Origin of the sequence: Actinomadura macra NBRC 14102 (genome assembly GCF_001552215.1) — a bacterium.
In the GTDB taxonomy this organism is placed as follows: Bacteria; Actinomycetota; Actinomycetes; order Streptosporangiales; family Streptosporangiaceae; genus Spirillospora; species Spirillospora macra.
On record NZ_BCQT01000006.1, the window covers coordinates 125731 to 150231 of the forward strand.

The following is a 24501-nucleotide window of genomic DNA, read 5'->3' on the forward strand; positions in this document are numbered from 1 at the left end:
CGAAGCGATGACGCGCTCGCAAAATCATGGTCGAGGGGCGAGCCGCCAGGCGAGCCCCTCGGGCCAGGATTTCCTAATAAACAGCCTGCCGTCCGCTCATGGTGCGCATGATGTGCTCGACGAGTGTGATGAGGACCTTCTTGGCGTCCTCGCGGTCGCGGACGTCACAGTCGATCACCGGCACGTCCGCGGGCAGGTCCAGGGCGTCGCGGACCTGGCCGGGCGAGTGGCGTCCGGCTCCGTCGAACCGGTTGACCCCGACGATGAACGGGACTCCGCGGCGCTCGAAGTAGTCGACCGAGGCGAAGCAGTCGGCCAGCCGCCGGGTGTCGACCAGGACGACGGCGCCGAGCGCGCCCTTGGCCAACTCGTCCCACATGAACCAGAAGCGGTCCTGACCGGGCGTGCCGAACACGAACAGCACGAGGCCGTTGGGCAGCGTGATCCGGCCGAAGTCCATCGCGACGGTCGTCGTCGTCTTGGACGCCACCGCCGAGGTGTCGTCGATGCCGACGCTCTTCTCGGTGAGGGCCTCTTCTGTGCGCAGCGGGCGGATCTCGCTCACCGCGCTCACCAGGGTGGTCTTGCCGACGCCGAAGCCGCCGGCCACAAGGATCTTGACGGTTAGCGCGGAGTCGCCCGGTGAGGCTGCCGCGTCAGAGCGCACGGATTCCATCGATCACTTCCTTGAGTACGCGCTCGCTGGGGAACTGCGCCACCGGCGCGGGGCGTCGGACCTGGATCAGCGAGTGATCGAGAAGGTCGCCGAGCAGGACGCGGACCACTCCGAGGGGGAGTTCCATATCCGACGCTATCTCGGCGACCGACAACGGTGTGCGGCAAAGCTCCAAGATCATCTCATGTTCCGGCTCCGGCGCCCACGGCAACGCCGAGGCCGGCGGCGGCTCCCCGGTGGACCCTGGCGGGTCCGCGGTGGCCATCAGCGCAACGAGGTCCAGCTCGACGCCCTCGTAGTGCGTCCGGCCGCCCGTGAGCGCGTAGGGGCGCACGACCGGGCCGGCCGCGTCGTCGAACCACGCCGTTCCTCCCGCGCCCGTCCCGTGTCCCGGCCGGCCGGGACCGTGTCTGTGGTGGTCCACCTCAGCCGCCGCCCGGCTCGGACACGGCGGTCCGGGGGTTCGCCGACAGGTGCTGCCCGACCCGGGCCACCAGCATCGCCATCTCGTAGGCGATCATCCCGAGGTCGGCGTCACCGGAGGCGAGGACGGCCAGGCACGCGCCCTGGCCGGCTGCGGTGACGAACAGGAACGACGACTCCATCTCCACGATCGTCTGTCGGACGGGTCCGCCGCCGAACGACTCCCCGGCGCTCCGTGCGAGGCTCTGGAAGCTCGCGGCGACCGCGGACAGGTGGTCGGACTCCTCGCGCGCCAGGCCGCGCGAGGCGGCGATGCGCAGGCCGTCGCTCGACAGCACCACCGCGTTCCGCACCGGTGTGACGCGCTGGACGAGGCTGTCGAGCAGCCAGTTCAGCTCGCCTCCGGCTCCGCCCCGGACCTCCGCGTCGGAGTGCTGGGCATCTGTCATGTGGTGTCGTCCTCCCGGTCCCCGTGGTTCTGCCCGGCCTCGGGCCCGGCCGCCTCATGGCGGCCGCGCTGCCAGCCGCGCTGCATGGCAGACATCATCGATCGCAGCGCCTCGGGCGAGCGTGCGTCGCCCGCCTCCGGTTGGTCCTGGGGAGCGATCCCGGCGCCGTCGGCGGCGGTGCCCTCGTCCGCGGGCAGCGCGTCCGCGGGCAGCGCGTCCGCGGGCAGCGCGTCGGCGGGCACGGGCGCGGACAGCGGCATCATCCCGCTCGGTTCCGGTCGCGGTCGCGGCCTCGGCTCGGGCGCACCGTCCTGCGCGGCCAGGTGCGCGTCCACGCGCTGCTTGAGCTGCGGTGCGAGGTGCGTCTGCCGTTGCCGCTTCGGCAGCTCGCCGTCCTTGGGGGACGACGCGGGTTCCGGTACGGCCTCCGCGGGCGCGGGCTCGGCCCGTCGCTCGGGACGTGCCTGCTCGGGCCGCGCGTCCTCAGGACGTGCGGCCTCGGCGACCAGCCGGACGACGCCGCCCTGCTGCGCGGCCGGGCGGGCGGACGCCGACAGCGCGGGCGCGGGCGGGGCCTGGACGGTCTCTATCGGTCCCGTGGCCCGTCGCGTGACGGGCTCGGGTTCGGCGCCCTCCACGAGGAGCGAGCCGGGAATGAGTGCGATCGCCGTGGTGCCCCCGTACGGAGACTGGCGCAGCGTCACCTTGATGTCGTGCCGCTCGGCGAGCCGCCCGACGACGAACAGCCCGAGCTGCGCGCTGTCGGACGGGTCGAACTCCGGCGGCTCGGCGAGCCGCGCGTTGGCGACGCGCAGCGCCTCGTCGGTCATGCCTAGGCCGCGGTCCTCGACCTCGATCGCGAACCCGTGGGCGACGGGATGCCCGCTGACCCGCACCGGCGACTGCGGCGGCGAGAACGTGGTGGCGTTCTCCACGACCTCGGCGAGCAGGTGGATGACGTCGGCCACCGCGGAGCCGAGCAGCGCGATCCTCGGCAGTGGCTGGACGCGGACGCGCGGGTAGTCCTCCACCTCGGCGACCGCGCCGCGGACCACGTCCACCAGCGGAACGGGACGGCGCCAACCGCGGCCGGCGGTCTTGCCCGCGAGGATGACCAGGCCCTCGGCGTGCCGGCGCATGCGGGTCGCGAGGTGGTCGAGGCGGAACAGGTCCGATAGCTCGGCCGGGTCCTCGGTGCGGCGTTCCATCGTGTCGAGCAGGCTGAGCTGGCGGTGCAGCAGCGCCTGGTTGCGGCGGGCGAGATTGACGAACACCTCGCTGATCCCGCGCCGGGCGGCGACCTCGCCCGCGGCGGCGAGCAGCACCGCCTCGCGGGCCCGGTCGAACGACTCGGCGATCTGCCGGATCTCTCTGATCCGGTAGTCGACCTCGGGCCGCGGGTCGGGCTCGGCCGACTCCCCGGCGCGCACCTGCGCGGCCAGCAGCGGCAGCCGCTGCTGGGTGAAGTCGACGACGCCGCCGGCGAGCGTGCGGCACTCGCGCAGCAGCCGGCGCGCCACCCGCACCGCGATGAACGTCGACAGCACGACCGCGAGGAGGCCGAGGCCCCCCGCCAGCGCCAGCCGCGTGACGACGCCGACCGCGATGCCCTGCGCGCGTCCGGCGAGGTCGTCCAGGACGGTGTTCTCGAAGCTGTACAGGCGCCCGTTCGCGGTGTCGGCGACGGACCGCCACACGGCGGCGTCGACCGGCAGCGCACGGGACGGCTGCGCGGACTGCAGACTCTGGCCGCTCCGGCCGCGGGCACCGGCGGCCGGGCGCGCACCGCTGGCGCGGCTCCCCCGGGTCGTGCGGGCGACGGGTTCGACACTGCGGATGACCTGGTCCTCCATCGTCCGGAGCCGGGCGGTCTCCGGTGCGGCGGCGATGGCGCCGTAGCGCGCCCGGTCGGCGTCGGGGAGGTTGGGCGTCGCGTCGGCGTACAGCATCCGCTGCGCGCCGACGAGCTGCGCGAACTGGGCGCGCTCGGCGGCGGTGACACGGCCGGCCGCGAGCGCGCCGGTCAGCAGCGCGTCCTCGCGGGCGAGGAACTCGCGAGCGCGCCCGACGGAGATCAGCGTGCGGGCGTCGGCGGTGACCGTGCCGTCGCCAGGGATCGTCGCGTTGTAGACGGCGAAGCCGGCGTCGATGAGGGCGGAGTACTCCGCCAGGGCACGGGAGCGCTCGGCGACGCGCTCGTCCACGCTGCGGCGGGTCGCCTCCAGCGAGCCGAGCCGGGCGACGAGCGCGTCGATCCGCCGGACGGCCTCGGGTTGGATCGCTCCGCGCAGGCCGCCGTCCCGGCTGCCGCGCCGCACCTCCTCGCGCGCCGCGTCGGTCGCCTCCCGCTGCGCCCGCATCGCGCCGCGGTCGGTCGGCCGGGCGCCGCCCAGTTCGGCCATTGACAGCCGCCGCTCCTTCTGCAACCCGTCGATGAGCCGCTGCGTCGGCAGCAGGGACTTGCGCTGGAGCTCGCGGCTCTGCATCAGCAGGTGCGCGTCCCCGTAGGTGATGCTCGTGACGAACACCCACAGCGAGGCGAGCGCGAGCAGCGGCACGAGGACCAGCAGGATGATCCTCGACCGGATGCTGGAGAAGCGGCGCGCCATCACGGCGTGCGGACCATGCTCACGTGGACGGCCTTCGGCAGTGGGGGCTGAGACGTCGCCGGGACTTCTGACATGCTGCGAAACCTCCCGATGCGGGGTGTACGGGGGTCTGCCGGAGCCTACTACGTCGGGGCTTCGCGGAGGCCGGACGGCTGAACGTCATCCGGCAGGCACCGCGCCGCCACCGGCTCCGGCCCCGGCGCTGTCACCGGACTCCGCCCAGTTCAGGACGTGTTCCATGAGCGTGACGAGCACCTGCTTGGACGACTCGCGGCGGCGCACGTCGCACAGCACGACCGGCACGCCGGGGTCGAGGTCCAGCGCGATCGCGATGTCCTCGGGCCGGTGCCGCTCGGCGCCGTCGAAGCAGTTGACCGCGACGACGAAGGGCAGCGAGCGGCGCTCGAAGTAGTCGATGGCGGGGAAGCAGCCGGTCAGCCGCCGCGTGTCGGCGAGGATCACGGCGCCGATCGCGCCGGACGCCAGCTCGTCCCACATGAACCAGAACCGCTCCTGACCGGGCGTGCCGAACAGGTAGAGCAGCAGGTGGTCCGACAGCGTGATACGGCCGAAGTCCATGGCGACGGTGGTGGTGGCCTTCGCGGCGACACCGGACGTGTCGTCCACGTGCGTCCCGCGGTCGGTGAGGGGCTCCTCGGTGTGCAGCGGCCTGATCTCGCTGACCGAGCCGACCATGGTCGTCTTGCCGGCCCCGAAGCCGCCGGCGATGAGGATCTTCGTCGTGACGAGTTCGGGGGCGGGATAGCCGCCCCCGTAACCCCCGGGATACCCCCCGCCATGGCCGCCGTACCCGCCGCCGAACTCAGAGCCGTAGCCGCCCATCCCGTCATAGTGCGCGGAGCCCATTGAGCACCTCCCTCAGCACGCCGGTGCCCGGACGCGCGCCCTCCACCGCCGCCGCGGCCACCACCGCGACCAGCCCCTCGTCCCGCAGATCGCCGAGCAGCACCCGGACGACGCCGAGCGGCAGCCCGGAGTCCGCGGCGAGGTCGGCGACGGTGACGGGCCGGGCGCAGCCGCGCAGGATCCGCAGGTGGTCGGGGCTGTAGCGGAGCCGGTCACCCACCGGCCCGCCGATGGCGACCACGACCGCGATCAGCTCGAAGCCCTCGCCCTCCGGCCTCGTCCGGCCGCGGGTCCTGGCGTACGGCCGCACAAGCGGACCGGCGTCCCGGTCCAGCCACCGTTCTCCCGAGGAGGACATCGGTCACAATCCCCGCGGGGTGGTCCCCCCGAGGCCGCCGCCCTCGGCGGCCATCCGGTCGCCGGTCCCGAAGCGGGGATTGGCCTGCATGTGCTGGCCGACGCGCTTGACCAGCACCGCCATCTCGTAGGCGACCAGGCCCGCGTCCGCCTCGGCCTCGGCGAGCACGGCGAGGCAGGTGCCGTCGCCGGCGGCGGTCACGAACAGCAGCAGCGCGTCCATCTCGATGATGGTCTGGCGGACGCTGCCGCCGGCGAAGTGCCGTCCGGCGCCGCGCGCGAGGCTCTGCACGCCCGACGCCAGCGCGGACAGGTGCTCGGCGTCCTCGCGGCCCAGCTCGCTCGACGCGGCGATGGCCAGCCCGTCACGGGAGAGGATCACCGCCTGCCGGACGGTCGTCACCCGACCGGCGAAGTCGTTGAGCAGCCAGTTGAGTTCACCGGACACGGCGTTGTGCGTCATCGCGTCTCCTCATCCCCGTTGTCGGACGCGAGGCCGCGCCGCCATCCCTGCTGTATCGAAGCCATCAGCGAACGTGCCTCCTCGGGCGAGCGGGCGACGCCCGCCGCCCCGTCCACCCGCGTCGGCCGCGGCGGTGGCGTCTCGCGGAGCTGCGGCGCCAGGTTCTCCTGACGCACCCTGCGGGGCAGGCCCGCGTAGGTTCCGGCGGAACCGCTCTTCTCGACGTCGCCGACGGTACTCCGCTCCTGCGGCTCGGCCCGCGGCTCCCCGCCATCCGGTCTCGTGGGTTCCTCCCCGTCCGGCCGTTCCGCCTCGGGCTGCTCGGGTTCCGCCGCGTCGTCCGACCAGGGGTTCACGAACGGACGCGGCGACGGCGCGGCGGGGGCCTCGCGACGCGGCGCGGGAAGCGGCCACGGGGTCGCGTGCCCGGTCAGCTGCGGGACGGCGGGCGGCGGCTCCACCGGCTGCGCCGCGAACCGGCCGGCCGGCACGTCGTCGTGCAGCGGCACGACGGTCGTCTCGGGGAACGGCGTCGCGTACGCCGCCGGCCTGGCCGCCGGAGGCTCCGCGTCGTCGTCCACCTCCTCGGCCGGCACCACGAGCGCGAGCGGCAGCAGCACGATCGCGGTGACCCCGCCGTACGGGGAACGCTGGAGCGTGACCGTGACGCCGTGCCGGGCGGCGAGCCGCGCGACGACGAACAGTCCGAGCTGGTCGGTGTCGACCAGGTCGAACTCCGGCGGCTCGGCGAGCCGCCGGTTGGCCTCGACGAGCCGTTCGGGCCGGACACCGAGACCGCGGTCCTCGATCTCGATCGCGAATCCGGTGCCGACGCGGTCGGCCATCATCCGCACCTCGGTGCCGGGCGGGGAGAACGACGCCGCGTTCTCCAGCAGCTCCGCCAGCAGATGGACGACGTCGGTCACCGCCGCGCCGACCAGCCCGTCCGCGGTGTCGGTGAGCACGTTCACACGCGTGTAGTCCTCGATCTCGGCGACCGCCGCGCGCAGCACGTCCGCGATGTGGACGGGCTTCCGCCAGCCGCGCCCCGGCGTGGCACCGGACAGGATGATCAGGCTCTCGGCGTGCCGCCGCATCCGGGTGGTGAGGTGGTCGATCCGGAAGAGATCGGCGAGATCGTCGGCCTCGGCGCGGCTCTCCAGCCCGTCCAGCATCGTGAGCTGGCGATGCAGCAGCGACTGGTTGCGGCGGGCGATGTTGAGGAAGATGCGGCTGATGCCCGCGCGCAGCTCGGCCTGGCCGACGGCCGCGTTCACGGCCGTGCGCTGCACGGCGGAGAACGCGTCGGCGAGCCGCGCGATCTCGGTGGTGCGGCCGGGCTCCAGCGGCGGGACCTCCGCGGCGACGTCCACCGTCTCGTCGCGGCGCAGCCGTTCGACGACGTCCGGCAGCCGCCGCCCGGCCAGTTCCTCCGCGGCGCCGCGCAGTCCGACCAGCTCGCGGACGAACCCGCGGCCGAAACGCAGCGACAGCAGCACCGACACGAGGATCGCCAGCAGGCCCAGGCCGCCGACGGCGCCGAGCCGGGTGTAGGCCGCGCGCCCGAGGTCGTCGGCGTGCTCCCCCGCGCGCCTGGAGTTGCCCAACACCATCGCGTTGACCGTCAACACCAGCGGCTGGGCGGTCGCCTGCCACTCGGCGGCCCGGACCGGGAGCGGGCCGCGCCCGGAGTCGGCGATCCGATCCTCCATCGCGCTGAAGCCCCGGTAGCGGGCCGACTCGAAGATCTGCCGGGTACCGGTGTCGTAGACGCGCGGATCGAGCAGCGAGCGCTGCTTGGTCCACTGCCAGCGCTGCTCGCCGACCATCTCGACGAACAGCCGGTGCTCGGCCGGGGTCATCCGGCCGCCGCCGGCGGACGCGCCGGCGACCAGCGCGTTCTCCCGCTGCATCAACTCCATCGCCCGCCCGGCGGCGCGGGTCGACAGCGTCCACTGGTAGAGCTCGGAGTCGTCGATGACGACGAGGGCGTCGTACAGCCGATGCATGGCGTCCACCATGGCGCCGTACCCGTTGATCGCGGCGAGGCGGTCGACGGAGCGGGCATCCACCGAACCGCGCAGCCGCCCGAGCCCGCCGAGCACGCTCAGCACGTCCGCGACGCGCCGCTCCATCTCCGCGTTGGTGGCGCGGCGCGCGACGTCCGAGGTGGCCTCCCGGCGGAAGAACGCCACCGCCTCGTCCACCTTGGTGCGCTGGGCGGCGAGCTCGGCGAGCGACGCGGTGCCGGGCCCGCTGAGGTAGGTGGCGGACGCGAGCCGCTCCTTGCCCAGCTCGACCAGGACGCCCTGTCCGCCGGGCGCGAACTTGCGGTCGAGCGTGTGGTACCGGCGCTGGGCGAGCGCGTCGCGCCCGGTGACACTCGCGGCGTACCCCCAGAGCGCGACGAGCGAGAGCAGCGGCACCAGTAGCAGCGCCGCGACCTTCGAACGGATCGACGACTGCCGCGGACGGCGGACGGCGGTCCTGACCGGGGGATCCGGGGGGAGGTCCCCCCGAGGCTGATCGATTTTCATGGGACCTCGGACGTTCCGGGGCGCAGGTTCTTGCGATCATAAAGGCGCACCTTGTCGGCACCGCAACCCCTTCGGCCCCTTTCATGCGCAATGCCGTTATTTACTCGATCATGGGGGTACCGCCGCTTACCGCACCCACCCCACGAGGGCCCGTCCGGAATGAGATAACGGCAAATCTGGACAAGATAGTTCATTTCCCCCTGTTCCTCGGGGTGGAATGCGCCATACTCTGCTGCTTCACTCTGAAGCTCCGCTCACCGTCCGCCGGCGACACGGAAGGGAGATCGACGATCTATACAGGCAGTGACAGAGACGGGAACGAAGGCGCGCCAGACGCGCCCCGAAGCCAGTCCAGCCAGGGCGGGAGGCCGACTCCCGGCCCCGGGGGCGTTACGATTCCCGCCGTGAGTTCCGAAAGCCAGGCATCCGAGGCACTTCCGTCCCGACGCCGCCGCACCCCCCGCGGCGGACGCCATCGCGGCGACGAGTCCTTCCTGCTTCCCCCCGGATCCCCCACGCTGGTCCTCGCCGTCCCCGGCCCCGCCCGACGGGCCGGAACCGAGATCGCCATCGAACTCGCCCGCCTCGTCGAGATCGAGCACACCGGCCAGCCCGCCTACGTCGGACACTTGGAGGGCAACGAGGCCAGCCTGCCCGCCGTCCTGGCCGCGCTCCGCCAGGAACGCCCGGACGAGCCCGCGGCCGTTGTCGTCCCGCTCTCCACCGGCCCCGACCCGGCACTGGAAGGCGCCGTCCGCGACGCCGTGGCCGCCGCCCCCGTGCACGCCGTCGCCGCCGACCCCCTCGGCCCCCACCCCCTCATCGCCGAAGCGCTCCACGACCGCCTCGCCGACGCCGGCCTCGCCCGCGCCGACCGGATCAGAATGATGACAATGGTCACCGGCGCCTCCGGCTTCGTCGTCGGCACCCCCGGAGACGCCACAGCCGTCCGCCAAGCCGAGGTGACCAGCGTGCTCCTCGCCTCCCGCCTGGCGGCCCCCGTCTTCACCGCCCCCCTGGCCGACGAGGCCGCCATCAAGGCGGCGGCAAACCAGCTCCGCGCCTCCGGCGCCGCCTCCGTGGCCATCGCCCCCCATCTCATCGGCCCGGAACCCGAATGGGGGCACGTCGCCCCCGCGGCCGCCGCCATCGGCGCCGCCCACGCCGCCCCCCTCGGCGCCCACCCGGCCCTGGCCCGCCTGGCCGCCCTCCGCTACGTAGAAGCCCTCGCCACAGCCCTGGCTGATTGATTTTGGGGGGCGACCCCCAATCCCCCCCGGCTGCGCGGCTCGCCACCTCCTCACTCGCTGGCGCTCGCTCCGGGGGCGCGGCGCGCCGGGCATGCCCGCTGCGCTCGCTGGCGCTCGCTCCGCGTGCCTGTCCCGTAACCGGCGGCTGAGGCTCAACCTGCCGAGGTGCGGTTCAGGCCAGCAGCTGAGGTTCGATCCTGCCGGGGGCCTGGGAGGCCGGGTGATGTTCTGGGTCAGGAAGTGAGTTGCTGGATCAGTGGGCCCATCTGCTCGCCCATGTTCTTGTAGACCGTCAGCGGCGCGGTGGCGTTGACGGCGGACCAGTTGTCTCGGACGTCCTCGGCCGACAGAGTGACCCTCTGGCCGTAGCCGGGGCCCTCCGCCACGAAGATCTTCGCGATCCGGCCGCCGCCGACGGTGTAGACCTCGCCGGAGTCCTCGTTGTCCTCGTGGACGAGGTAGGCGACCAGCGGGGTGACCTGCTCGACGCCGAGCTTGGCAGCGAAGTCGGCGGGCAGGAGGTCCTCGGTCATCCGGGTCCAGGCGATGGGGGCGATGGCGTTGACCCTGATGCCGTACTTGGCACCTTCCTGCGCGAGGGTCTTGGTGAACCCGACCAGGCCCATCTTGGCCGTGGCGTAGTTCACCTGTCCGAAATTGCCGAACAGCCCCGCGGGGGACGACGTGTTGACGACACGACCGTAACCCTGCTCGCGCAGGTGCGGCCAGGCGGCACTGGAGACCAGGAACGAACCTCGCACATGGACGGCGATGACCGCGTCGAATTCGTCGGCCGTCATGTTCTTGAATGACCGATCGCGCAGGATACCCGCGTTGTTGACAACGATATCGACTTTGCCGAACGCGTCCAGGGCGGTCTGGACGATCGCCCGAGCACCCTCGGGCGTCGCGACGTTGTCGGGGTTGGCGACGGCCTCGCCGCCGGCCTTGGTGATCTCGTCCACGACCTGCTGCGCCGGTCCGGCGGACGCGCCGGTGCCGGACCGGTCGCCGCCGAGGTCGTTCACGACCACACGCGCGCCGCGGGCGGCGAGTTCCAGTGCGTGCCGGCGGCCGAGGCCGTGGCCAGCCCCGGTCACGATCGCGACCCGTCCGTCGTAGCGCAGTTCCGACATCCCTGTCTCCTCACCCATCGCACCGACTAAGCCCCAGGTAACCACTTCGGGTTACCCAGTGGTATCACCTAACCGAATCCCGCTCGGCCGCGCCCCCCGCCGGGCGGGTTGCGCGTTTCCCCGGCGCACGCTGCGGCTTCCCGGAAAGTTGCGGCAAATGCCGCATTTCACCGTCAATCCGCGTAGTGTCCACACTCATCGCGGTATCCCCCGCCGCTGCGATGGAGCACGGAGGTCCGGTCTCGATGAGCCCTGCCGACGCGATCCCACCAAGCCCTCGTCCGTACCGTGTCGTGCAGTGGGCGACCGGAGCGTTCGGGCGCCGCGTGATCCGGGGCGTCCTGGACCATCCCGGCCTGGAACTGGCCGGCGTCTGGGTCCACACCGCCTGCAAGGACGGCATGGACGCCGGCACGCTCGCCGGGCGCGAGCCCGCCGGGGTGACCGCCACCCGCGAACTGGCGTGCGTCCTCGACCTGGACGCCGACTGCGTCGTCTACGCGCCCGGCCCCACCGGCGACCCGTACGCCGACCTCGACACGGTCTGCGCCCTGCTGTCGTCCGGAAAGAACGTCATCTCGATGAACGGGCTGGTCTATCCGCAGGCGCACGACCCGTTCGTGGCGAACGAGTTGGAGCAGGCCTGCAAACGCGGTGGCGTGTCCGTGCACGGCAGCGGGATCAACCGCGGCTTCATGGCGGACGTGCTGCCGCTCATGCTGTCGCGGCTGTCCCGGCGGATCAACCACGTCTACGCGCGGGAGTGCACCGACCTTGCCCGGCATCCGTCGTGGCCACTCGTCCACGACATGATCGGGTTCGGCCGGGACGAGGAGTCCTACCTGTGCGGGCTGCGTCCCGCCCGCAGCGCCATGCGGGCGCTGTACTCCGAGAGCCTGCACCTGATGGCCGCGGGACTGCGCGTGGACGTGGACGAGGTGGACGTGGACGTCGATCACCGCCTCGCCGGTACCGACCTGCCGATCGCGGCGGGCATGATCCCCCGTGGCACCGTCGCCGCCGCGCGCTGGACGTGCAACGCCCTCGCCGGCGGCCGCCCGGTGATCACGATCGAGGCGATCCACAAGGCGGACGCGTCGCGGACGCCCGACTGGGGCGAGCCCGGCTATGCGATCCGGATCTGCGGCCACCCGTCCCTCACGCTGACGACCGGCGAGGACTGGATCACCGACCCGCTGTCGGCCGCGGCGGCGCACGTCCTCAACTCGATCCCGGTGGTCTGCTCCGCCGAGCCCGGCATCCGCACCTATCTGGACCTGCCGCTCGTCAGCGGCCGCATGGACCTCGGCCAGCAGGACGGCGACTGAGCCGCGGTCAGGGACGGGTCTGCTCCAGCGCCGGCTCCGCGGCGTGCGCTTCGGTCTCCTCCCGCGCTTCACGCCGGTGCTTGCGGACGCTCCACACGGCGATGGCGACGACCGCGGCCACCGCGAGCCCGATCGCCAGGCCGCGCCCCGCGAGCTTGGCGGCGTGGTCGAACGCCTCGCCCGCGAAGTAGCCGCCGAGCGTGAAGGTCAGCACCCAGGCGAGGCCGCCGATCACGTTGAACAGCAGGAACTTCGGGTACGGCAGCCGCGCGCTGCCGACGAGCGCGGGCATCAGCGCCCGCAGCAGTGCGGTGAACCGCCCGATGAACACGGCGAACGCGCCCCGGCGGCGGATCAGGTCCTGTGCTTTGCCGACCTTGGCCTGGTGCTTGCTCATCGCCCGGGTCTCCAGCAGCCGCGTCCCGTACCTGCGGCCGATCTCGTAGCCGACCGAGTCGCCCGCGACGGCCGCCACCACCGAGATGATCAGCAGCAGCGGCAGCGAGAGCGTGTCCTGACTGGCGAGGACGCCGCCGACCACGATCGCGGTCTCGCCGGGGAAGACGAACCCGAAGAACAGCGCCGCCTCGGCGAACACCAGAGCGGCGATGATCAGATAGATCAGAGCCGGTGGCAGCCCGTCCACCAGGGCGTTGAAGTTCTCCAGCATGTGTCTCCCGCCACGTGTCGCCGCCTGATCGGGCTCGTTCGCCAAAGCTACAGACGGTCATCGTAGCTGCGGGGTTCCCGCACTGGATCCACCGAACGGACGACCATCGGGTGACGCCTGGACGACCTGAGGAGGAGCCCGTTCGGGTCAGCCCATGCTGAGGAGGACCAGCGCGGCCCCCGCCAGCAGCAACGCGACCCCGGCGTAGGCCAGCATCCCTCCGAGCCGCCACGAGAACCCTCTGGAATGCGCTGCCGGGGCAAGTCCGGGCCTGGTCATCGTTGTGGACTCGTCCCCCGCTATGGCGAGAAGGAGCCTCTCCGCCACGTCCGCCGGCATGCGGCGCGCCGGGTCCTTGACGAGCAGCCCTTCCAGCACAGGACGCAGGGGTCCGGCGTCCGGTGGGACGAACGGCTCCTCGTTGAGCACGGCCCCGAGCACCGCCACCGGATCGTCCCGCTGGAAAGGCGCGCGGCCCGTCACCGTGGCCAGCAGCGTCACACCCAGAGCCCACAGGTCCGACGCCGGCACCGCGGGCTCCCCCTGGATCCGCTCGGGTGCGATGTAGGCGGGCGACCCCGGCAGCATCCCCGTCTGGGTCAGGCTCGCGTCCCCTTCGATGACGGCGATCCCGAAGTCGGTGAGGACCGCCCGGTCGTCCCGCGCGAGCAGCACGTTCCCCGGCTTGACGTCCCGGTGCAGGATCCCGGCCGCGTGCGCGGCGCCCAGCGCCCCCGCGAGCCGGGCCCCGATCCGCGCGGCCCGCTCGACCGCGAGCGGGCCGTCCTGGCTGATCACCTCCCGCAAGGACCGCGCCGGGACGAGTTCCATCACCACCCAGGGCCGTCCGTCCTCCTCCACGACGTCGAACACCGTGACCACGCCCGGATGCGACAGCCGGGCCGCCGACCGCGCCTCCCGGATCGCCCGCCGGGGCAGGACGAGGCGCCCGTCCTCGTCCATCCCCGGCGGGGCGACGATCTCCTTGACCGCCACGTCACGCTCCAGCACGAAGTCCCGCGCGCGCCACACGACGCCCATGCCGCCTCGGCCGACCTCCTCCACCAGCCGGTATCGGCCAACGACCGTCCGTCCCGCGCCGGAGACGCCAGGCACTTCTCCCACCATCACACCCGTTGTTCGTCACGAGGGGCGCCACGGATTGCCTCGAAGACGGGGAAGTTCAGAACCGGTCGCATCCCGTCGTTATGCTGGCGCACCTCCAGAAAGATCCCCACGACAGGACATGAGAGGCCACCCGACCATGCGCAGCCAGTTCTTCGGAAACATCGACCAGGGCCAGCAGTTGCCCGGTCACTTCGCGCTCCAGAACTCCAAGATGCTCCGAGTCCACCTCAACGGAGACGTCCTGGCCCGGCAGGGTTCCATGGTGGCCTTCCAGGGCCAGATGGACTTCGACTACGAGGGCGCCGGCGGTATCGGCAAGTTCATGAAGAAGGCCCTGACGGGCGAGGGCGTCCCCCTCATGCGCGTCAAGGGCCAGGGCCTGCTGTTCGTCGCCAACGACGCCGACGACATCCACCTGTTCTACCTGGAGAACGAGGGCCTCACCGTCAACGGCAAGAACATCCTCGCCTACGACTCGACCCTCCAGTCGGACATCCAGCGAGTCCAGGGCGCGGGCATCGCCGCGGGCGGCCTGTTCAACACCACCCTCCAGGGCACCGGCTGGGTCGCGCTCACCACGCACGGCACCCCGGTCATGCTCGACTGCGGCCGCGCCCCCACCTTCGCGGACGGCCAGTCCGCCGTCGCGTGGAGCACCAGCCTCCAGGTAGGCGTCAACCGCACCTTCAAGGCCGGCGCCCTCATCGGACGCGGCAGCGGTGAAGCGATGCAGCTGGCCTACCAGGGCCAGGGCTTCGTCCTGATCCAGGCCAGCGAAGGCCCCACGGTCCCCACGCACAGCCACTGATGTCATCTGGGGCCCAGCCCCCCATCCCCCCGGCCCCGCGGCCCCGCGGCCGGGGGGCAAAATCCACCAAGCCCGACCCCCGCACGACACAAAGCCCACCCGACGACCCGAACCGCACTCCGGCAAGGTTGAACCTCAGCTGAGGGTTACGGGACAGGCACGCGGAGCGAGCGCCAGCGAGCGCAGCGGGCATGCCCGGCGCGCCGCGCCCCCGCAGCGAGCGCCAGCGAGCGAGGAGGCGACGAGCCGCGCAGCCGGGGGGTTTGGGGGGTCGCCCCCCAATAGGCACCAGCCCAGATAAACACCACCTCCGGACCTCTTGGGCATCTGCGGGTTCAACTCCTAGTAGCCTTGACTCGTCTTAGAACTCACCTGCGAGCTGCGGAAGAGGGCGATCTCCGCCGTGTCGACAGAGTCGTCGCAAACTAGTGCCGACCCAAAGATCACAGACTTCGGTGCCAACGAGTGGCTGGTCGACGAGCTGTACCAGAAGTACCTCGAAGACCCGAACTCGGTTGACGAAGCCTGGTGGAACTTCTTCGCGGACTACCAGCCGGACACCCGGCCGTCGTCCGTGACCACCCCGGCCACCGATGGAGCGGCCGTGCAGGCCGCGAACGGCACAGCGGCTGCTCCGCCGACACCCCAGCAGCGACCGGTCTCGCCGCCAAAGGCGTCGGCGAAGACCGAGAGCGAGCAGGCCCCCAAGGCCGACTCCAAGCCCGCGCCGCCTCCGGTGCCCGCGGGTGCCGAGGAGGTCCGGCTGCGGGGTGTCGCGGCGCGGACGGCCACCAATATGGAGGCCAGCCTCGGCGTGCCGACGGCGACGAGTGTGCGGGCCGTCCCGGCGAAGCTGTTGATCGACAACCGCATCGTCATCAACAACCATCTCAAGCGCGGGCGCGGGGGCAAGGTCTCCTTCACCCACCTGATCGGGTACGCGATCGTCAAGGCGCTCGCGGCGATGCCGGAGATGAACGCGGCGTTCACCGAGGTGGACGGGAAGCCGGTGCTGGTCCGGCCGGAGCACGTCAACTTCGGTCTTGCGATCGACCTGCAGAAGCCGGACGGGCAGCGGCAGCTCGTCGTACCGAGTGTGAAGGCCGCCGAGACGCTGGACTTCCGCCAGTTCTGGGCCGCCTACGAGGAGATCGTCCGCAAGGCGCGTGGCAACAAGCTGACCCTGGAGGACTTCCAGGGCACCACGATCAGCCTGACGAACCCGGGCACGATCGGGACGGTCCACTCCGTGCCGCGGTTGATGCCGGGCCAGGGCACGATCATCGGTGTGGGCGCGATGGAGTACCCCGCCGAGTTCGCCGGCGCGTCCAGTGACACGTTGTCGCGGATGGGGATCAGCAAGATCATGACGCTGACCTCCACCTACGACCATCGGATCATCCAGGGCGCGCAGTCCGGCGACTTCCTGCGTCGTATCCACCAGCTTTTGCTCGGTGAGGACGGCTTCTACGACGAGATCTTCGAGGCGCTGCGCATCCCGTACGAGCCGGTGCGCTGGGTCAAGGACATCTCCGCCACGCACGAGGACGACGTCGCCAAGGTCGCCCGGGTGCACGAGCTGATTCACGCCTACCGGGTCCGGGGCCATCTGATGGCCGACACGGATCCGCTGGAGTACAAGCAGCGCCGCCACCCTGACCTGGACATTCTCAAGCACGGCCTCACCTTGTGGGACTTGGAGCGCGAGTTCGCGACGGGCGGGTTCGGCGGCAAGCCGACCATGAAGTTGCGCGACATCCTCGGTGTGCTGCGCATGGCCTACTGCCGGACGGTCGGCATCGAGTACATGCACATCCAGGACCCCGAGGAGCGGGCCTGGATCCAGGAGCGCGTCGAGGTTCCGCACGACAAGCCGTCGCGCGAGGAGCAGCTGCACGTGCTGCGGCGGCTGAACAGCGCCGAGGCGTTCGAGACGTTCCTGCAGACGAAGTTCGTCGGGCAGAAGCGGTTCTCGCTGGAGGGCGGCGAGTCCGTCATCCCGCTGCTGGACTCGGTGATCTCGGCGGCGGCGAAGGCGAGCCTGGACGAGGTCGTCATCGGGATGGCGCACCGCGGCCGGCTGAACGTCCTCGCCAACATCGTCGGCAAGTCCTACGGGCAGATCTTCGGCGAGTTCGAGGGCAACCTGGACCCGCGCAGCGCGCAGGGCTCGGGGGACGTCAAGTACCACCTGGGCGCCTCGGGCGACTTCGTGGCCGGGGACGGCTCCAAGATCCACACCGAGCTGGTCGCGAACCCCTCACACCTGGAGACGGTCGACCCTGTTCTGGAGGGCGTGGTCCGCGCCAAGCAGGACCTGCTGGACGTCGGCGAGGCCGGGTTCAGCGTGCTGCCCGTCCTGATCCACGGTGACGCGGCGTTCGCCGGGCAGGGTGTGGTCGCCGAGACGCTGAACCTCTCGCAGCTGCGGGGCTACCGCACCGGCGGCACCGTGCACGTCGTGATCAACAACCAGGTGGGGTTCACCACGGCCCCCGAGTACTCGCGGTCCAGCGTCTACTCGACGGACGTGGCCCGGATGATCCAGGCGCCGATCTTCCACGTCAACGGCGACGACCCCGAGGTGTGCGCGCGGGTGGCGCGGCTGGCGTTCGAGTACCGGCAGACGTTCAAGAAGGACGTCGTCATCGACATGATCTGCTACCGGCGGCGGGGCCACAACGAGTCCGACAACCCCTCGTTCACCCAGCCGCTGATGTACGACCTGATCGACGCCAAGCGCTCGGTGCGCAAGCTGTACACCGAGGCGTTGATCGGCCGCGGTGACATCACCGTCGAGGAGGCCGAGCAGGCACTCCGCGACTACCAGGAGCAGCTGGAGCGGGCCTTCACCGAGACCCGCGAGGCGGTGAAGAAGCCCCTGGAACCGGGGTCGGTGGTCAAGCCGGACGTCGAGGAGCGCATCCCGATCGACCATGGCAAGGCCGGGTCGGCGATCCCGCCGGAGACGGTCAAGCGGATCATCGAGTCGCAGGTCAGCCTGCCGGAGGGCTTCGAGGTCCATCCGCGGCTGAAGCCGATCCTGCAACGCCGCGCGCAGATGATCGAGGACGACGCGATCGACTGGGCGACCGGCGAGCTGCTGGCGCTGGGCTCGCTGCTGATCGACGGTCATCCGGTGCGGCTCGTCGGCCAGGACACCCGGCGCGGCACGTTCGGGCAGCGGCACTCGGTGCTGGTCGACCGTAAGACGGGCGAGGAGTACACGCCGCTCAAGCAGTTCGGGCAGGGCGTGTCGAAGTTCTACGCGCACGACTCGCTGCTCAGCGAGTACGCGGCGATGGGGTTCGAGTACGGCTACTCGATGACCCGCCCGGACGCGCTGGTGGCGTGGGAGGCGCAGTTCGGCGACTTCGCCAACGGCGCCCAGTCGATCCTGGACGAGTACATCTCGTCCGGCGAGCAGAAGTGGGGCCAGCACTCCAGCGTCGTGTTGCTGCTGCCGCACGGGTACGAGGGCCAGGGCCCCGACCACTCGTCCGCGCGGATCGAGCGCTATCTCCAGCTGTGCGCGCAGGACAACATGACCGTGGTCTACCCGACCACCCCGGCGAACTATTTCCACCTGCTGCGCTGGCAGGTGCTGTCGGGGCGGGGCAAGCCGCTGATCGTGTTCACGCCGAAGCAGCTGCTGCGGTTGAAGGCGGCCACCTCGGCGGTCGCCGACATCACCGGCGGCGCGTTCCAGCCGATCATCCCGGAGTCCGCTCCGGCGGTCGACCCGGCGGGCGTGCGGAGGGTGCTGCTCACCACCGGCAAGATCTACTACGAGGTGGTCAAGGCCCGGGACGCCGCGGGCGCGAACGACACCGCGGTGATCCGGGTGGAGCGGTTGTACCCGCCGCCGGTGGACGAGATCAAAGCCGAGCTGGCGAAGTACCCGGGCCACACCGAGGTCGTGTGGGTCCAGGACGAGCCCGCCAACATGGGCGCCTGGCCCTTCATGGCGCTGAAGTTGCCGCACCACATCGAGGGGCTGAGGCTGTCGCGGGTGTCGCGCCCGGCGTCCTCGTCCCCCGCGGTCGGCTCGGCGAAGCTGCACCAGGCCGAGCAGGAGGCCCTGTTGGCCCGGCTGTTCGGCGAGAGCTGACGCATACGGTCGAGGGCCCCGGCGCGCGCCGGGGCCCTCGGCGTCCTGGAAAGAGATCGCCATGTACTTCACCGATCGGGGCATCGAGGAGCTGGCCGACCGCCGCGGGGCGGAGGAGGTCAGCCTGACCTGGCTGGCTGAGCGGCTCCGCGAGTTCGTCGACCTCAACCCCGAGTTCGAGACGCCGGTGGACCGGCTCGCGACCTGGCTCGCCCGCCTCGACGACGAGGACGACTGACCTGCCGACACAAACGCGATACATCTTGACATTCCGAGGTCGCGACATATCGTGTTTACTGGTGAGGGGCCGTCTGACCGAAGGGCACCGTGATGTCGCGCTGGACGATCGACGAACCGACCGCTCTCGACTTCGACGGGGCGGTCGCGTTGCGGGCGACGCTGATCGCCGGGAGCATCTCGGTGCTCGCCTCGGACGAGCGGCCGTCCATCATGATCGGCGAAGTGGAGGGCCCGCCGCTGCTGGTCTCCCATGAGGCGGGGATGCTGACGGTCACCCATGAACGGCTCTGGGAGGGCGTGCTGAGCTGGCTGCGCACCCAGCGGTGCCGTGCGTCGATCACCGTGACCGTCCCGCGCGACTGCCCCGTCTCCCTCAACCTGATGTCGGCGGACGCGCTGATCACCGGGATGACGGCCCGCACGTCCATCAAGAGCGCCTCGGGCGATGTGACCCTGGACGGGGTGCTCGGTGCGGTCGACGCCAACACCGTGTCCGGCGCGATCGAGGCGCAGGGGCTGGACGGGACAGTGTCGTTCACCTCGGTGTCGGGCGACCTGTCCCTCGCGGGCGGCTCGGTCGAGCGGTTGGTGGCACGGACGGTCAGTGGCCGCATCGCCGCGGACATGGACCTCGTCGGCGACGGCCGCGTCGAGGTGAACACGGTCTCCGGGGAGGTGGCGCTCCGTATTCCCGCGTCCGCCGGGACGCAGGTCTCGCTGAACTCCGCCGCGGGGCACATCGACACGTCCTTCCCCGAGCTCGGCCGGCTGGAGCGGCCCGTCATCTGCGGTCTCAGCGGCAAACTGGGGGACGGCACGGGACGGCTCACGGTCAACACGGTGTCGGGTTCCATCACCCTCCTCCGCCGCGAGGACGAGGAACCGGAGATCACCACACCCCGAATGGAGAAGTGAGTTGAGCCCCGTTTTCGGCCATGGTCGCCTGCGGCTGTACCTGTTGAAGCTGCTGGAGGAGAGCCCGCGGCACGGCTACGAGGTGATCCGGCTGCTCCAGGACCGCTTCCTCGGGGTGTACTCGCCCTCGCCCGGAACGATCTACCCGCGGCTGGCCCGGCTGGAGTCCGAAGGGCTGGTCACCCATGAGGTGATCAAGGGCAAGAAGGTCTACTCGCTGACCGACAAGGGCCGCGACGAGCTGGAGCGGCGGATGGACGAGCTCGCCGAGCTGGAGGAGGAGATCACCGCTTCGGCCCAGGAGTTCGCGCGCGGCGTCCAGCAGGACGTCCGGCAGACGGTCCGGTCGCTGCGCGAGGAGCTCACCCAGGCCGCCCGGGAGATGCGCGAGGAAGGCAAGACCACGTCGAAGGAGGCGTGGAAGGAGACCGGCGAGCGCCAGAAGGAGGAGTGGCGGCGGCAGAAGGACCACTGGCGCGAGCAGAAGCAGGCGTGGAAGGAGGAGTGGCGGCAGAACTGGGAGGACGCCTGGAAGACGGCGACCGGTACCAGCGAGGACGTCGAGCGGCTCAAGCTGGAGCGCCTGCTCCGCAAGTTCGTCGAGGACGTCCGCAAGGGCGCCAAGAAGGCCCGGCTGGACGAGGAGAGCCTCGCCTCCTGTGAGGCGCTCCTGCGCGAGACTCGGGAGCGGTTGAAGAACGAGATCTTCCGCAATGACCGCAAGGACTGACCTGCGCCCCCACTGACCTGTTTCCCAGGAGATGGCGCGGGCCGCGGTCGCGGCCCGCGCGGCATCCTCAGGGCGTGAAGACGATCTTTCCGAAGAGGTCCCCGTCCGCCATCGCGGCGAAGCCCTCGCGCGCCTGCCCCAGCGGCAGCGTCCGGTCGATCGGCGGTCGGACTCCCGACTTGACCAGGAAGCGCGCGAGCCGCTGGAGCTCCGTCCGCGTCCCCATGGTCGAGCCGATGACCTGGAGCTGGAGGAAGAACACCCGGTTCAGCTCCGCGGGCGGCACGGCGCCGCTGGTGGCGCCCGACACCACGATCCGCCCGCCGGGCCGCAGCGACTTCAGCGAGTGCGACCAGGTGGCCTCCCCGACCGTCTCGATCACGGCGTCGACCCGCTCGGGCAGCCGCGCGCCGGACTCCAGCGCGACGTCGGCGCCGAGTTCCTCGGCGCGCTTGCGCTTGGCTTCGCTACGGCTCGTCGCGTAGACGCGGTACCCGGCCGCCGACGCCAGCGCGATGGCCGCCGTCGCCACGCCGCCGCCCGCGCCCTGCACCAGGACGGACGAGCCGGGCTCCAGCCCCGCCTTGACGAACAGCATCCGGTAGGCGGTGAGCCACGCCGTCGGCAGGCAGGCCGCCTCCTCGAACGACAGTTCCGCGGGCTTCGGGACGAGGTTGCGGCGCGGCACCGCCACCTTCTCCGCGAGCGTGCCGGGGTGGTCCTCCGACAGCAGCGTCCGCTTCGGGTCGAGGGTCTCATCGCCGCCGCCCCGGTCGGGGTCACCGACCACCGCGTGGACGATGACCTCGTTGCCGTCCTCGTCCACGCCTGCCGCGTCGCATCCGAGGATCATCGGGAGCCGCTCGGCGGGCAGCCCGACGCCCTTGAGCGACCACAGGTCGTGGTGGTTGAGCGCGGCGGCCTTCACCGTGACGGTGGTCCACCCGTCCGGGACCTCGGGATCGGGGCGTTCCCCCAGCGTCAGGCCGTTCAGCGGATCGTCTGCGTCGAGATGCGTTGCGGTGACAGCGAACATGGACGCACACTAACCGTCCGTCCTGGACCATGGACGGCCCGCCCCCCCGGCAGGGGCGGGCCGCACACCGTGGCCGGGTCAGATGACCTTGGACAGGAAGTCCTGCGTCCGGGCGTGCCGCGGGTTGGTCAGCACGTCCCGGGGGGTGCCCTTCTCGACGACGACGCCGTCGTCCATGAAGACCAGGGAGTCGCCGACCTCTCGGGCGAAGCCCATCTCGTGGGTGACCACGACCATGGTCATGCCGTCCAGCGCGAGCCGCTTCATGACCTCCAGGACGTCGCCGACCAGTTCGGGGTCCAGCGCGGAGGTCGGCTCGTCGAACAGCATCAGCTTGGGCTCCATCGCGAGGGCACGCGCGATGGCGACCCGCTGCTGCTGCCCGCCGGACAGCTGCGAGGGGTAGCTGTTGACCTTGTCGCCCAGGCCGACCTGCTCCAGGAGCCGCGCGCCCCGCTCCCGCGCCTTCGCCTTGCCCTCCCGGCGGACCCGGATCGGCGCCTCGCAGACGTTCTCCATCGCGGTCATGTGCGGGAAGAGGTTGAAGCGCTGGAAGACCATGCCGATCTCGCGGCGCTGCGCGGAGACCTCCTTGTCGCGCAACTCGTAGAGCCTGTCGCCCTTCTGGCGGTAGCCCATCAGGTGGCCGTTCACCCACAGCCGACCGGAATCGATCTTCTCCAGATGGTTGACGCAGCGCAGGAACGTCGACTTGCCCGATCCGGACGGGCCGATCACGCACATGACCTCGCCGGGTCTGACCTCCAGGTCGATGCCCTTGAGCACGTCCAGCCGCCCGAAGTGCTTGTGCACCGCCTCGGCCTTGACCATCAGATCCGCGACCGCCGGCTCCGGCGTGTCGTCCAGCCCGGTCATCCGCCGCCTCCCCCACTGCCGAAGCCCAGCGCCCGCAGCCCGGCCCGCTTCTCCCTGGGGACGCCCACACCGCGGGCGAAGTAGCGCTCCAGATAGTGCTGGGCGACCAGCAGGAAACTGGTCAGGATCAGGTACCAGATGCAGGCCGCGACCAGCATCGGGAACACGTTGAATCCCTTGTCCCCGACCGACTTGAGCTGGAAGAACAGCTCGTTGGTGACCGGGACGAAGGCGACGAGCGAGGTGTCCTTCAGCATCGCGATGGTCTCGTTGCCGGTCGGCGGCACGATGACGCGCATGGCCTGCGGCAGCACGATCCGGCGCATGGTCTGCATGCGGGACATGCCGAGGGCGCCGGCCGCCTCGTTCTGGCCGGCGTCGACCGAGAGCATTCCCGCCCGGACGATCTCCGCCATGTAGGCGCCCTCGGACAGCGCGAGCGCGAGGAGCCCGGCCATGAAGCCGGTCAGGAACGTGTTGGCGTCGATGGTGAACAGCGTGCCGCTCATGTCCACTCCGAGCAGGTCGCCGACCTGATCGGAGAAGGGGACCCCGCCCACGTGGTACTGGGCGTACAAGATCCCCATGTTGCCGAACAGGATCGCCAGCACCAGCCGGGGCACCGCCCTGAAGAACCAGGTGTAGAGCCACGCGACCAGGCTGAGGATCGGGTTGCCCGACAACCGCATGATGGCGAGGACGACGCCGAGGATCACGCCGATGATCATCGAGAGGACCGTCAGGAGCACCGTCGTGCGCACGCCCTCGACGATGTTCGGGCGGAACGCGTTGTCCACGATGAACGACCACTGGAACGCCTTGTTCGTGACGAGCATGTGCACGAACATCGCGGCCAGTACGACCAGCACGGCCACGGCGACCCAGCGGCCCGGATGCCGGACGGGCACGGCCTTGATGGCCGCCGGCCGTGTTCCGTCCGGCTTCGCGGTGTCAGGTGTTTCCGACATGCGGTCAGGAGACCTTCGGGTTCACGGCCGGATCGGTGATGGCCCCCTTGGAGACCTTCCACTTGTCCAGGATCTTCTGGTACGTCCCGTCAGTGATGATCGCCTTGTAGGCGCCCGCGATCGCCTCGGCGAACTGCGTCTGCCCCTTCTTCAGCGCCACGCCGTAGGGCGCCTGGCCGTAGGGCTGGCCGAGCAGTTCCAGCTGGCCCTTGGACTTGTCCACGGCATCGACGAAGACGGGGTAGTCGGCGGAGCCGGCGTCGTCCTTGCCGGACACGATCGCCGCGGTGGCGGTGGTCTGGTCCTGGAACTGGTCGATCTTGATGGCCGGCTTGCCGGCCTTCTTGCAGTCCTCGGACCTCTTCTGCAGGTCGGGCACCTCGACGGTGCCGGTCTGCACCGCCACCTTCTTGCCGCACGGGTCCTCCAGCTGGACCCCCTGCGGGTTGCCCTTCTTCACCACCCACTGGATCGGCGAGTTGAAGTAGCTCACCATCTCGGTGTCCTTGAGCCGCTCGGGGTTGATCGTGAGCGAGGAGATGCCGGCCTCGTACTTCCCGGACTTCACCCCCGTGATCACGCCCGTGAACGGCGTAGTGATCCACTGCGTCTTGAGCCCGAGCTTGGCGGCCGCCGCGTCGAACAGGTCCACGTCGAACCCGATCGCCTTGTTGTTCTCCAGGAACTCGGCGGGCGGATAGGTGGTGTCGGAGCCGATCTTGATGACGCCGTCGGACTTGATGTCGGCCGGGACCATGGCCGCCAGCTTCGGGTCCGGGCCGCCCTGCGGCGTGATGGACGCCGTCGGCTCGGTGGACTCCTTCTTCTCGCCGCACGCCGACAGGGCGAGGGCGCCCGTCAGCACGAGCGCGCTCGCCGCGATGGCGCGGCGGCGCAGAGAACCGGTGATCACTGGTCCCCCTC

The 24501-nt window shown here is 71.0% G+C and carries 22 protein-coding genes; 7 read left to right on the plus strand and 15 right to left on the minus strand.

The genetic code is table 11. The features are described 5' to 3' along the window. Positions 1 to 73 precede the first annotated feature (73 nt). The 8 genes from AMA02S_RS09770 to AMA02S_RS09805 all read right to left on the minus strand — a co-directional run bounded on the left by AMA02S_RS09770 (position 74) and on the right by AMA02S_RS09805 (position 8381). Positions 74 to 676: a GTP-binding protein gene (locus AMA02S_RS09770; protein ID WP_067455122.1), complete on the minus strand. Its 603-nt coding sequence runs from the start codon at positions 674 to 676 to the stop codon at positions 74 to 76. Continuing rightward, entirely contained in the window at positions 657 to 1100 is a 444-nt protein-coding gene (locus AMA02S_RS09775; protein WP_067455124.1) for a DUF742 domain-containing protein, read from the minus strand. The genes AMA02S_RS09770 and AMA02S_RS09775 overlap by 20 nt, the downstream gene beginning before the upstream one ends. A 1-nt stretch (position 1101) precedes the next feature. Further along, complete coding sequence (locus tag AMA02S_RS09780; RefSeq protein WP_067455131.1) at positions 1102 to 1548, minus strand: roadblock/LC7 domain-containing protein; 447 nt, start codon at positions 1546 to 1548, stop codon at positions 1102 to 1104. Then, positions 1545 to 4157 (minus strand): sensor histidine kinase, encoded by a 2613-nt coding sequence (locus AMA02S_RS09785; RefSeq protein ID WP_067455134.1) that lies wholly within the window; start codon positions 4155 to 4157, stop codon positions 1545 to 1547. The genes AMA02S_RS09780 and AMA02S_RS09785 overlap by 4 nt, the downstream gene beginning before the upstream one ends. 159 nt (positions 4158 to 4316) lie before the next feature. Next, positions 4317 to 5024 carry a GTP-binding protein gene (locus AMA02S_RS09790; RefSeq protein ID WP_245667431.1) on the minus strand — a complete coding sequence of 236 codons (708 nt, stop codon included), beginning with the start codon at positions 5022 to 5024 and terminating at the stop codon, positions 4317 to 4319. Continuing rightward, positions 5005 to 5382 carry a DUF742 domain-containing protein gene (locus tag AMA02S_RS09795; RefSeq protein WP_067455137.1) on the minus strand — a complete coding sequence of 126 codons (378 nt, stop codon included), beginning with the start codon at positions 5380 to 5382 and terminating at the stop codon, positions 5005 to 5007. The genes AMA02S_RS09790 and AMA02S_RS09795 overlap by 20 nt, the downstream gene beginning before the upstream one ends. 3 nt (positions 5383 to 5385) lie before the next feature. Continuing rightward, the gene (locus tag AMA02S_RS09800) at positions 5386 to 5844 is read right to left on the minus strand and encodes a roadblock/LC7 domain-containing protein (RefSeq protein WP_084264944.1); all 459 of its coding nucleotides are present in this window, start codon (positions 5842 to 5844) and stop codon (positions 5386 to 5388) included. Further along, positions 5841 to 8381, minus strand: a complete 2541-nt coding sequence (locus AMA02S_RS09805) for a sensor histidine kinase (protein WP_084264945.1) — start codon at positions 8379 to 8381, stop codon at positions 5841 to 5843. The genes AMA02S_RS09800 and AMA02S_RS09805 overlap by 4 nt, the downstream gene beginning before the upstream one ends. A gap of 404 nt (positions 8382 to 8785) precedes the next feature. Between AMA02S_RS09805 and AMA02S_RS09810 the strand changes: the two genes are divergently transcribed. Further along, positions 8786 to 9631: a sirohydrochlorin chelatase gene (locus tag AMA02S_RS09810; RefSeq protein WP_067455140.1), complete on the plus strand. Its 846-nt coding sequence runs from the start codon at positions 8786 to 8788 to the stop codon at positions 9629 to 9631. A gap of 233 nt (positions 9632 to 9864) precedes the next feature. Here AMA02S_RS09810 and AMA02S_RS09815 read toward each other — a convergent pair whose 3' ends face one another. Then, positions 9865 to 10767, minus strand: coding sequence for an SDR family oxidoreductase (locus tag AMA02S_RS09815; protein WP_067455142.1), 903 nt, complete (start codon positions 10765 to 10767; stop codon positions 9865 to 9867). Positions 10768 to 11012: 245 nt separating this feature from the next. Between AMA02S_RS09815 and AMA02S_RS09820 the strand changes: the two genes are divergently transcribed. Then, positions 11013 to 12095, plus strand: a complete 1083-nt coding sequence (locus AMA02S_RS09820) for an NAD(P)H-dependent amine dehydrogenase family protein (RefSeq protein ID WP_067455145.1) — start codon at positions 11013 to 11015, stop codon at positions 12093 to 12095. Between the two features lie 7 nt (positions 12096 to 12102). Here AMA02S_RS09820 and AMA02S_RS09825 read toward each other — a convergent pair whose 3' ends face one another. Continuing rightward, complete coding sequence (locus AMA02S_RS09825; RefSeq protein ID WP_067455148.1) at positions 12103 to 12765, minus strand: DedA family protein; 663 nt, start codon at positions 12763 to 12765, stop codon at positions 12103 to 12105. A 147-nt stretch (positions 12766 to 12912) separates the two neighbouring features. Next, complete coding sequence (locus AMA02S_RS09830) at positions 12913 to 13881, minus strand: serine/threonine-protein kinase (RefSeq protein ID WP_245667432.1); 969 nt, start codon at positions 13879 to 13881, stop codon at positions 12913 to 12915. A 148-nt stretch (positions 13882 to 14029) separates the two neighbouring features. Here AMA02S_RS09830 and AMA02S_RS09835 point away from each other — a divergent pair, with 148 nt between their 5' ends. The 5 genes from AMA02S_RS09835 to AMA02S_RS09850 all read left to right on the plus strand — a co-directional run bounded on the left by AMA02S_RS09835 (position 14030) and on the right by AMA02S_RS09850 (position 20697). Then, positions 14030 to 14701 (plus strand): AIM24 family protein, encoded by a 672-nt coding sequence (locus AMA02S_RS09835; RefSeq protein WP_067455153.1) that lies wholly within the window; start codon positions 14030 to 14032, stop codon positions 14699 to 14701. A 403-nt stretch (positions 14702 to 15104) separates the two neighbouring features. Beyond that, positions 15105 to 18812 (plus strand): multifunctional oxoglutarate decarboxylase/oxoglutarate dehydrogenase thiamine pyrophosphate-binding subunit/dihydrolipoyllysine-residue succinyltransferase subunit, encoded by a 3708-nt coding sequence (locus tag AMA02S_RS09840; RefSeq protein ID WP_067455157.1) that lies wholly within the window; start codon positions 15105 to 15107, stop codon positions 18810 to 18812. A 61-nt stretch (positions 18813 to 18873) separates the two neighbouring features. Continuing rightward, positions 18874 to 19050: a DUF6104 family protein gene (locus AMA02S_RS42800; protein ID WP_169806804.1), complete on the plus strand. Its 177-nt coding sequence runs from the start codon at positions 18874 to 18876 to the stop codon at positions 19048 to 19050. A gap of 92 nt (positions 19051 to 19142) precedes the next feature. After that, positions 19143 to 19967: a DUF4097 family beta strand repeat-containing protein gene (locus AMA02S_RS09845; RefSeq protein ID WP_067455160.1), complete on the plus strand. Its 825-nt coding sequence runs from the start codon at positions 19143 to 19145 to the stop codon at positions 19965 to 19967. A 1-nt stretch (position 19968) separates the two neighbouring features. Further along, the gene (locus AMA02S_RS09850) at positions 19969 to 20697 is read left to right on the plus strand and encodes a PadR family transcriptional regulator (protein WP_067455164.1); all 729 of its coding nucleotides are present in this window, start codon (positions 19969 to 19971) and stop codon (positions 20695 to 20697) included. Positions 20698 to 20764: 67 nt separating this feature from the next. On the opposite strand, the gene AMA02S_RS09855 is transcribed toward AMA02S_RS09850, so the two are convergent. The 4 genes from AMA02S_RS09855 to AMA02S_RS09870 form a co-directional block, all read right to left on the minus strand. Further along, positions 20765 to 21733: a zinc-binding dehydrogenase gene (locus tag AMA02S_RS09855; protein WP_067455165.1), complete on the minus strand. Its 969-nt coding sequence runs from the start codon at positions 21731 to 21733 to the stop codon at positions 20765 to 20767. Between the two features lie 78 nt (positions 21734 to 21811). Further along, a complete protein-coding gene (locus tag AMA02S_RS09860) occupies positions 21812 to 22609 on the minus strand; it encodes an amino acid ABC transporter ATP-binding protein (protein WP_281181859.1) in 798 nt (265 codons plus the stop codon). Further along, positions 22606 to 23577: an amino acid ABC transporter permease gene (locus AMA02S_RS09865; RefSeq protein ID WP_067455167.1), complete on the minus strand. Its 972-nt coding sequence runs from the start codon at positions 23575 to 23577 to the stop codon at positions 22606 to 22608. The genes AMA02S_RS09860 and AMA02S_RS09865 overlap by 4 nt, the downstream gene beginning before the upstream one ends. A gap of 4 nt (positions 23578 to 23581) precedes the next feature. Next, complete coding sequence (locus AMA02S_RS09870) at positions 23582 to 24490, minus strand: ABC transporter substrate-binding protein (protein WP_067455168.1); 909 nt, start codon at positions 24488 to 24490, stop codon at positions 23582 to 23584. Positions 24491 to 24501 lie beyond the last annotated feature (11 nt).

What these genes read in the sequence shown, in the direction of transcription:
- AMA02S_RS09800 (WP_084264944.1), bottom strand. Translation starts at nt 5,844, where the DNA reads ATGACGCACAACGCCGTGTCCGGTGAACTCAACTGGCTGCTCAACGAC.
- AMA02S_RS09820 (WP_067455145.1), top strand. Translation starts at nt 11,013, where the DNA reads ATGAGCCCTGCCGACGCGATCCCACCAAGCCCTCGTCCGTACCGTGTC.
- AMA02S_RS09865 (WP_067455167.1), bottom strand. Translation starts at nt 23,577, where the DNA reads ATGTCGGAAACACCTGACACCGCGAAGCCGGACGGAACACGGCCGGCG.
- AMA02S_RS09815 (WP_067455142.1), bottom strand. Translation starts at nt 10,767, where the DNA reads ATGTCGGAACTGCGCTACGACGGACGGGTCGCGATCGTGACCGGGGCT.
- AMA02S_RS09770 (WP_067455122.1), bottom strand. Translation starts at nt 676, where the DNA reads ATGGAATCCGTGCGCTCTGACGCGGCAGCCTCACCGGGCGACTCCGCG.
- AMA02S_RS09795 (WP_067455137.1), bottom strand. Translation starts at nt 5,382, where the DNA reads ATGTCCTCCTCGGGAGAACGGTGGCTGGACCGGGACGCCGGTCCGCTT.
- AMA02S_RS09790 (WP_245667431.1), bottom strand. Translation starts at nt 5,024, where the DNA reads ATGGGCTCCGCGCACTATGACGGGATGGGCGGCTACGGCTCTGAGTTC.
- AMA02S_RS09845 (WP_067455160.1), top strand. Translation starts at nt 19,143, where the DNA reads ATGTCGCGCTGGACGATCGACGAACCGACCGCTCTCGACTTCGACGGG.
- AMA02S_RS09860 (WP_281181859.1), bottom strand. Translation starts at nt 22,609, where the DNA reads ATGACCGGGCTGGACGACACGCCGGAGCCGGCGGTCGCGGATCTGATG.
- AMA02S_RS09805 (WP_084264945.1), bottom strand. Translation starts at nt 8,381, where the DNA reads ATGAAAATCGATCAGCCTCGGGGGGACCTCCCCCCGGATCCCCCGGTC.
- AMA02S_RS09780 (WP_067455131.1), bottom strand. Translation starts at nt 1,548, where the DNA reads ATGACAGATGCCCAGCACTCCGACGCGGAGGTCCGGGGCGGAGCCGGA.
- AMA02S_RS09855 (WP_067455165.1), bottom strand. Translation starts at nt 21,733, where the DNA reads ATGTTCGCTGTCACCGCAACGCATCTCGACGCAGACGATCCGCTGAAC.
- AMA02S_RS42800 (WP_169806804.1), top strand. Translation starts at nt 18,874, where the DNA reads ATGTACTTCACCGATCGGGGCATCGAGGAGCTGGCCGACCGCCGCGGG.
- AMA02S_RS09835 (WP_067455153.1), top strand. Translation starts at nt 14,030, where the DNA reads ATGCGCAGCCAGTTCTTCGGAAACATCGACCAGGGCCAGCAGTTGCCC.
- AMA02S_RS09785 (WP_067455134.1), bottom strand. Translation starts at nt 4,157, where the DNA reads ATGGCGCGCCGCTTCTCCAGCATCCGGTCGAGGATCATCCTGCTGGTC.
- AMA02S_RS09825 (WP_067455148.1), bottom strand. Translation starts at nt 12,765, where the DNA reads ATGCTGGAGAACTTCAACGCCCTGGTGGACGGGCTGCCACCGGCTCTG.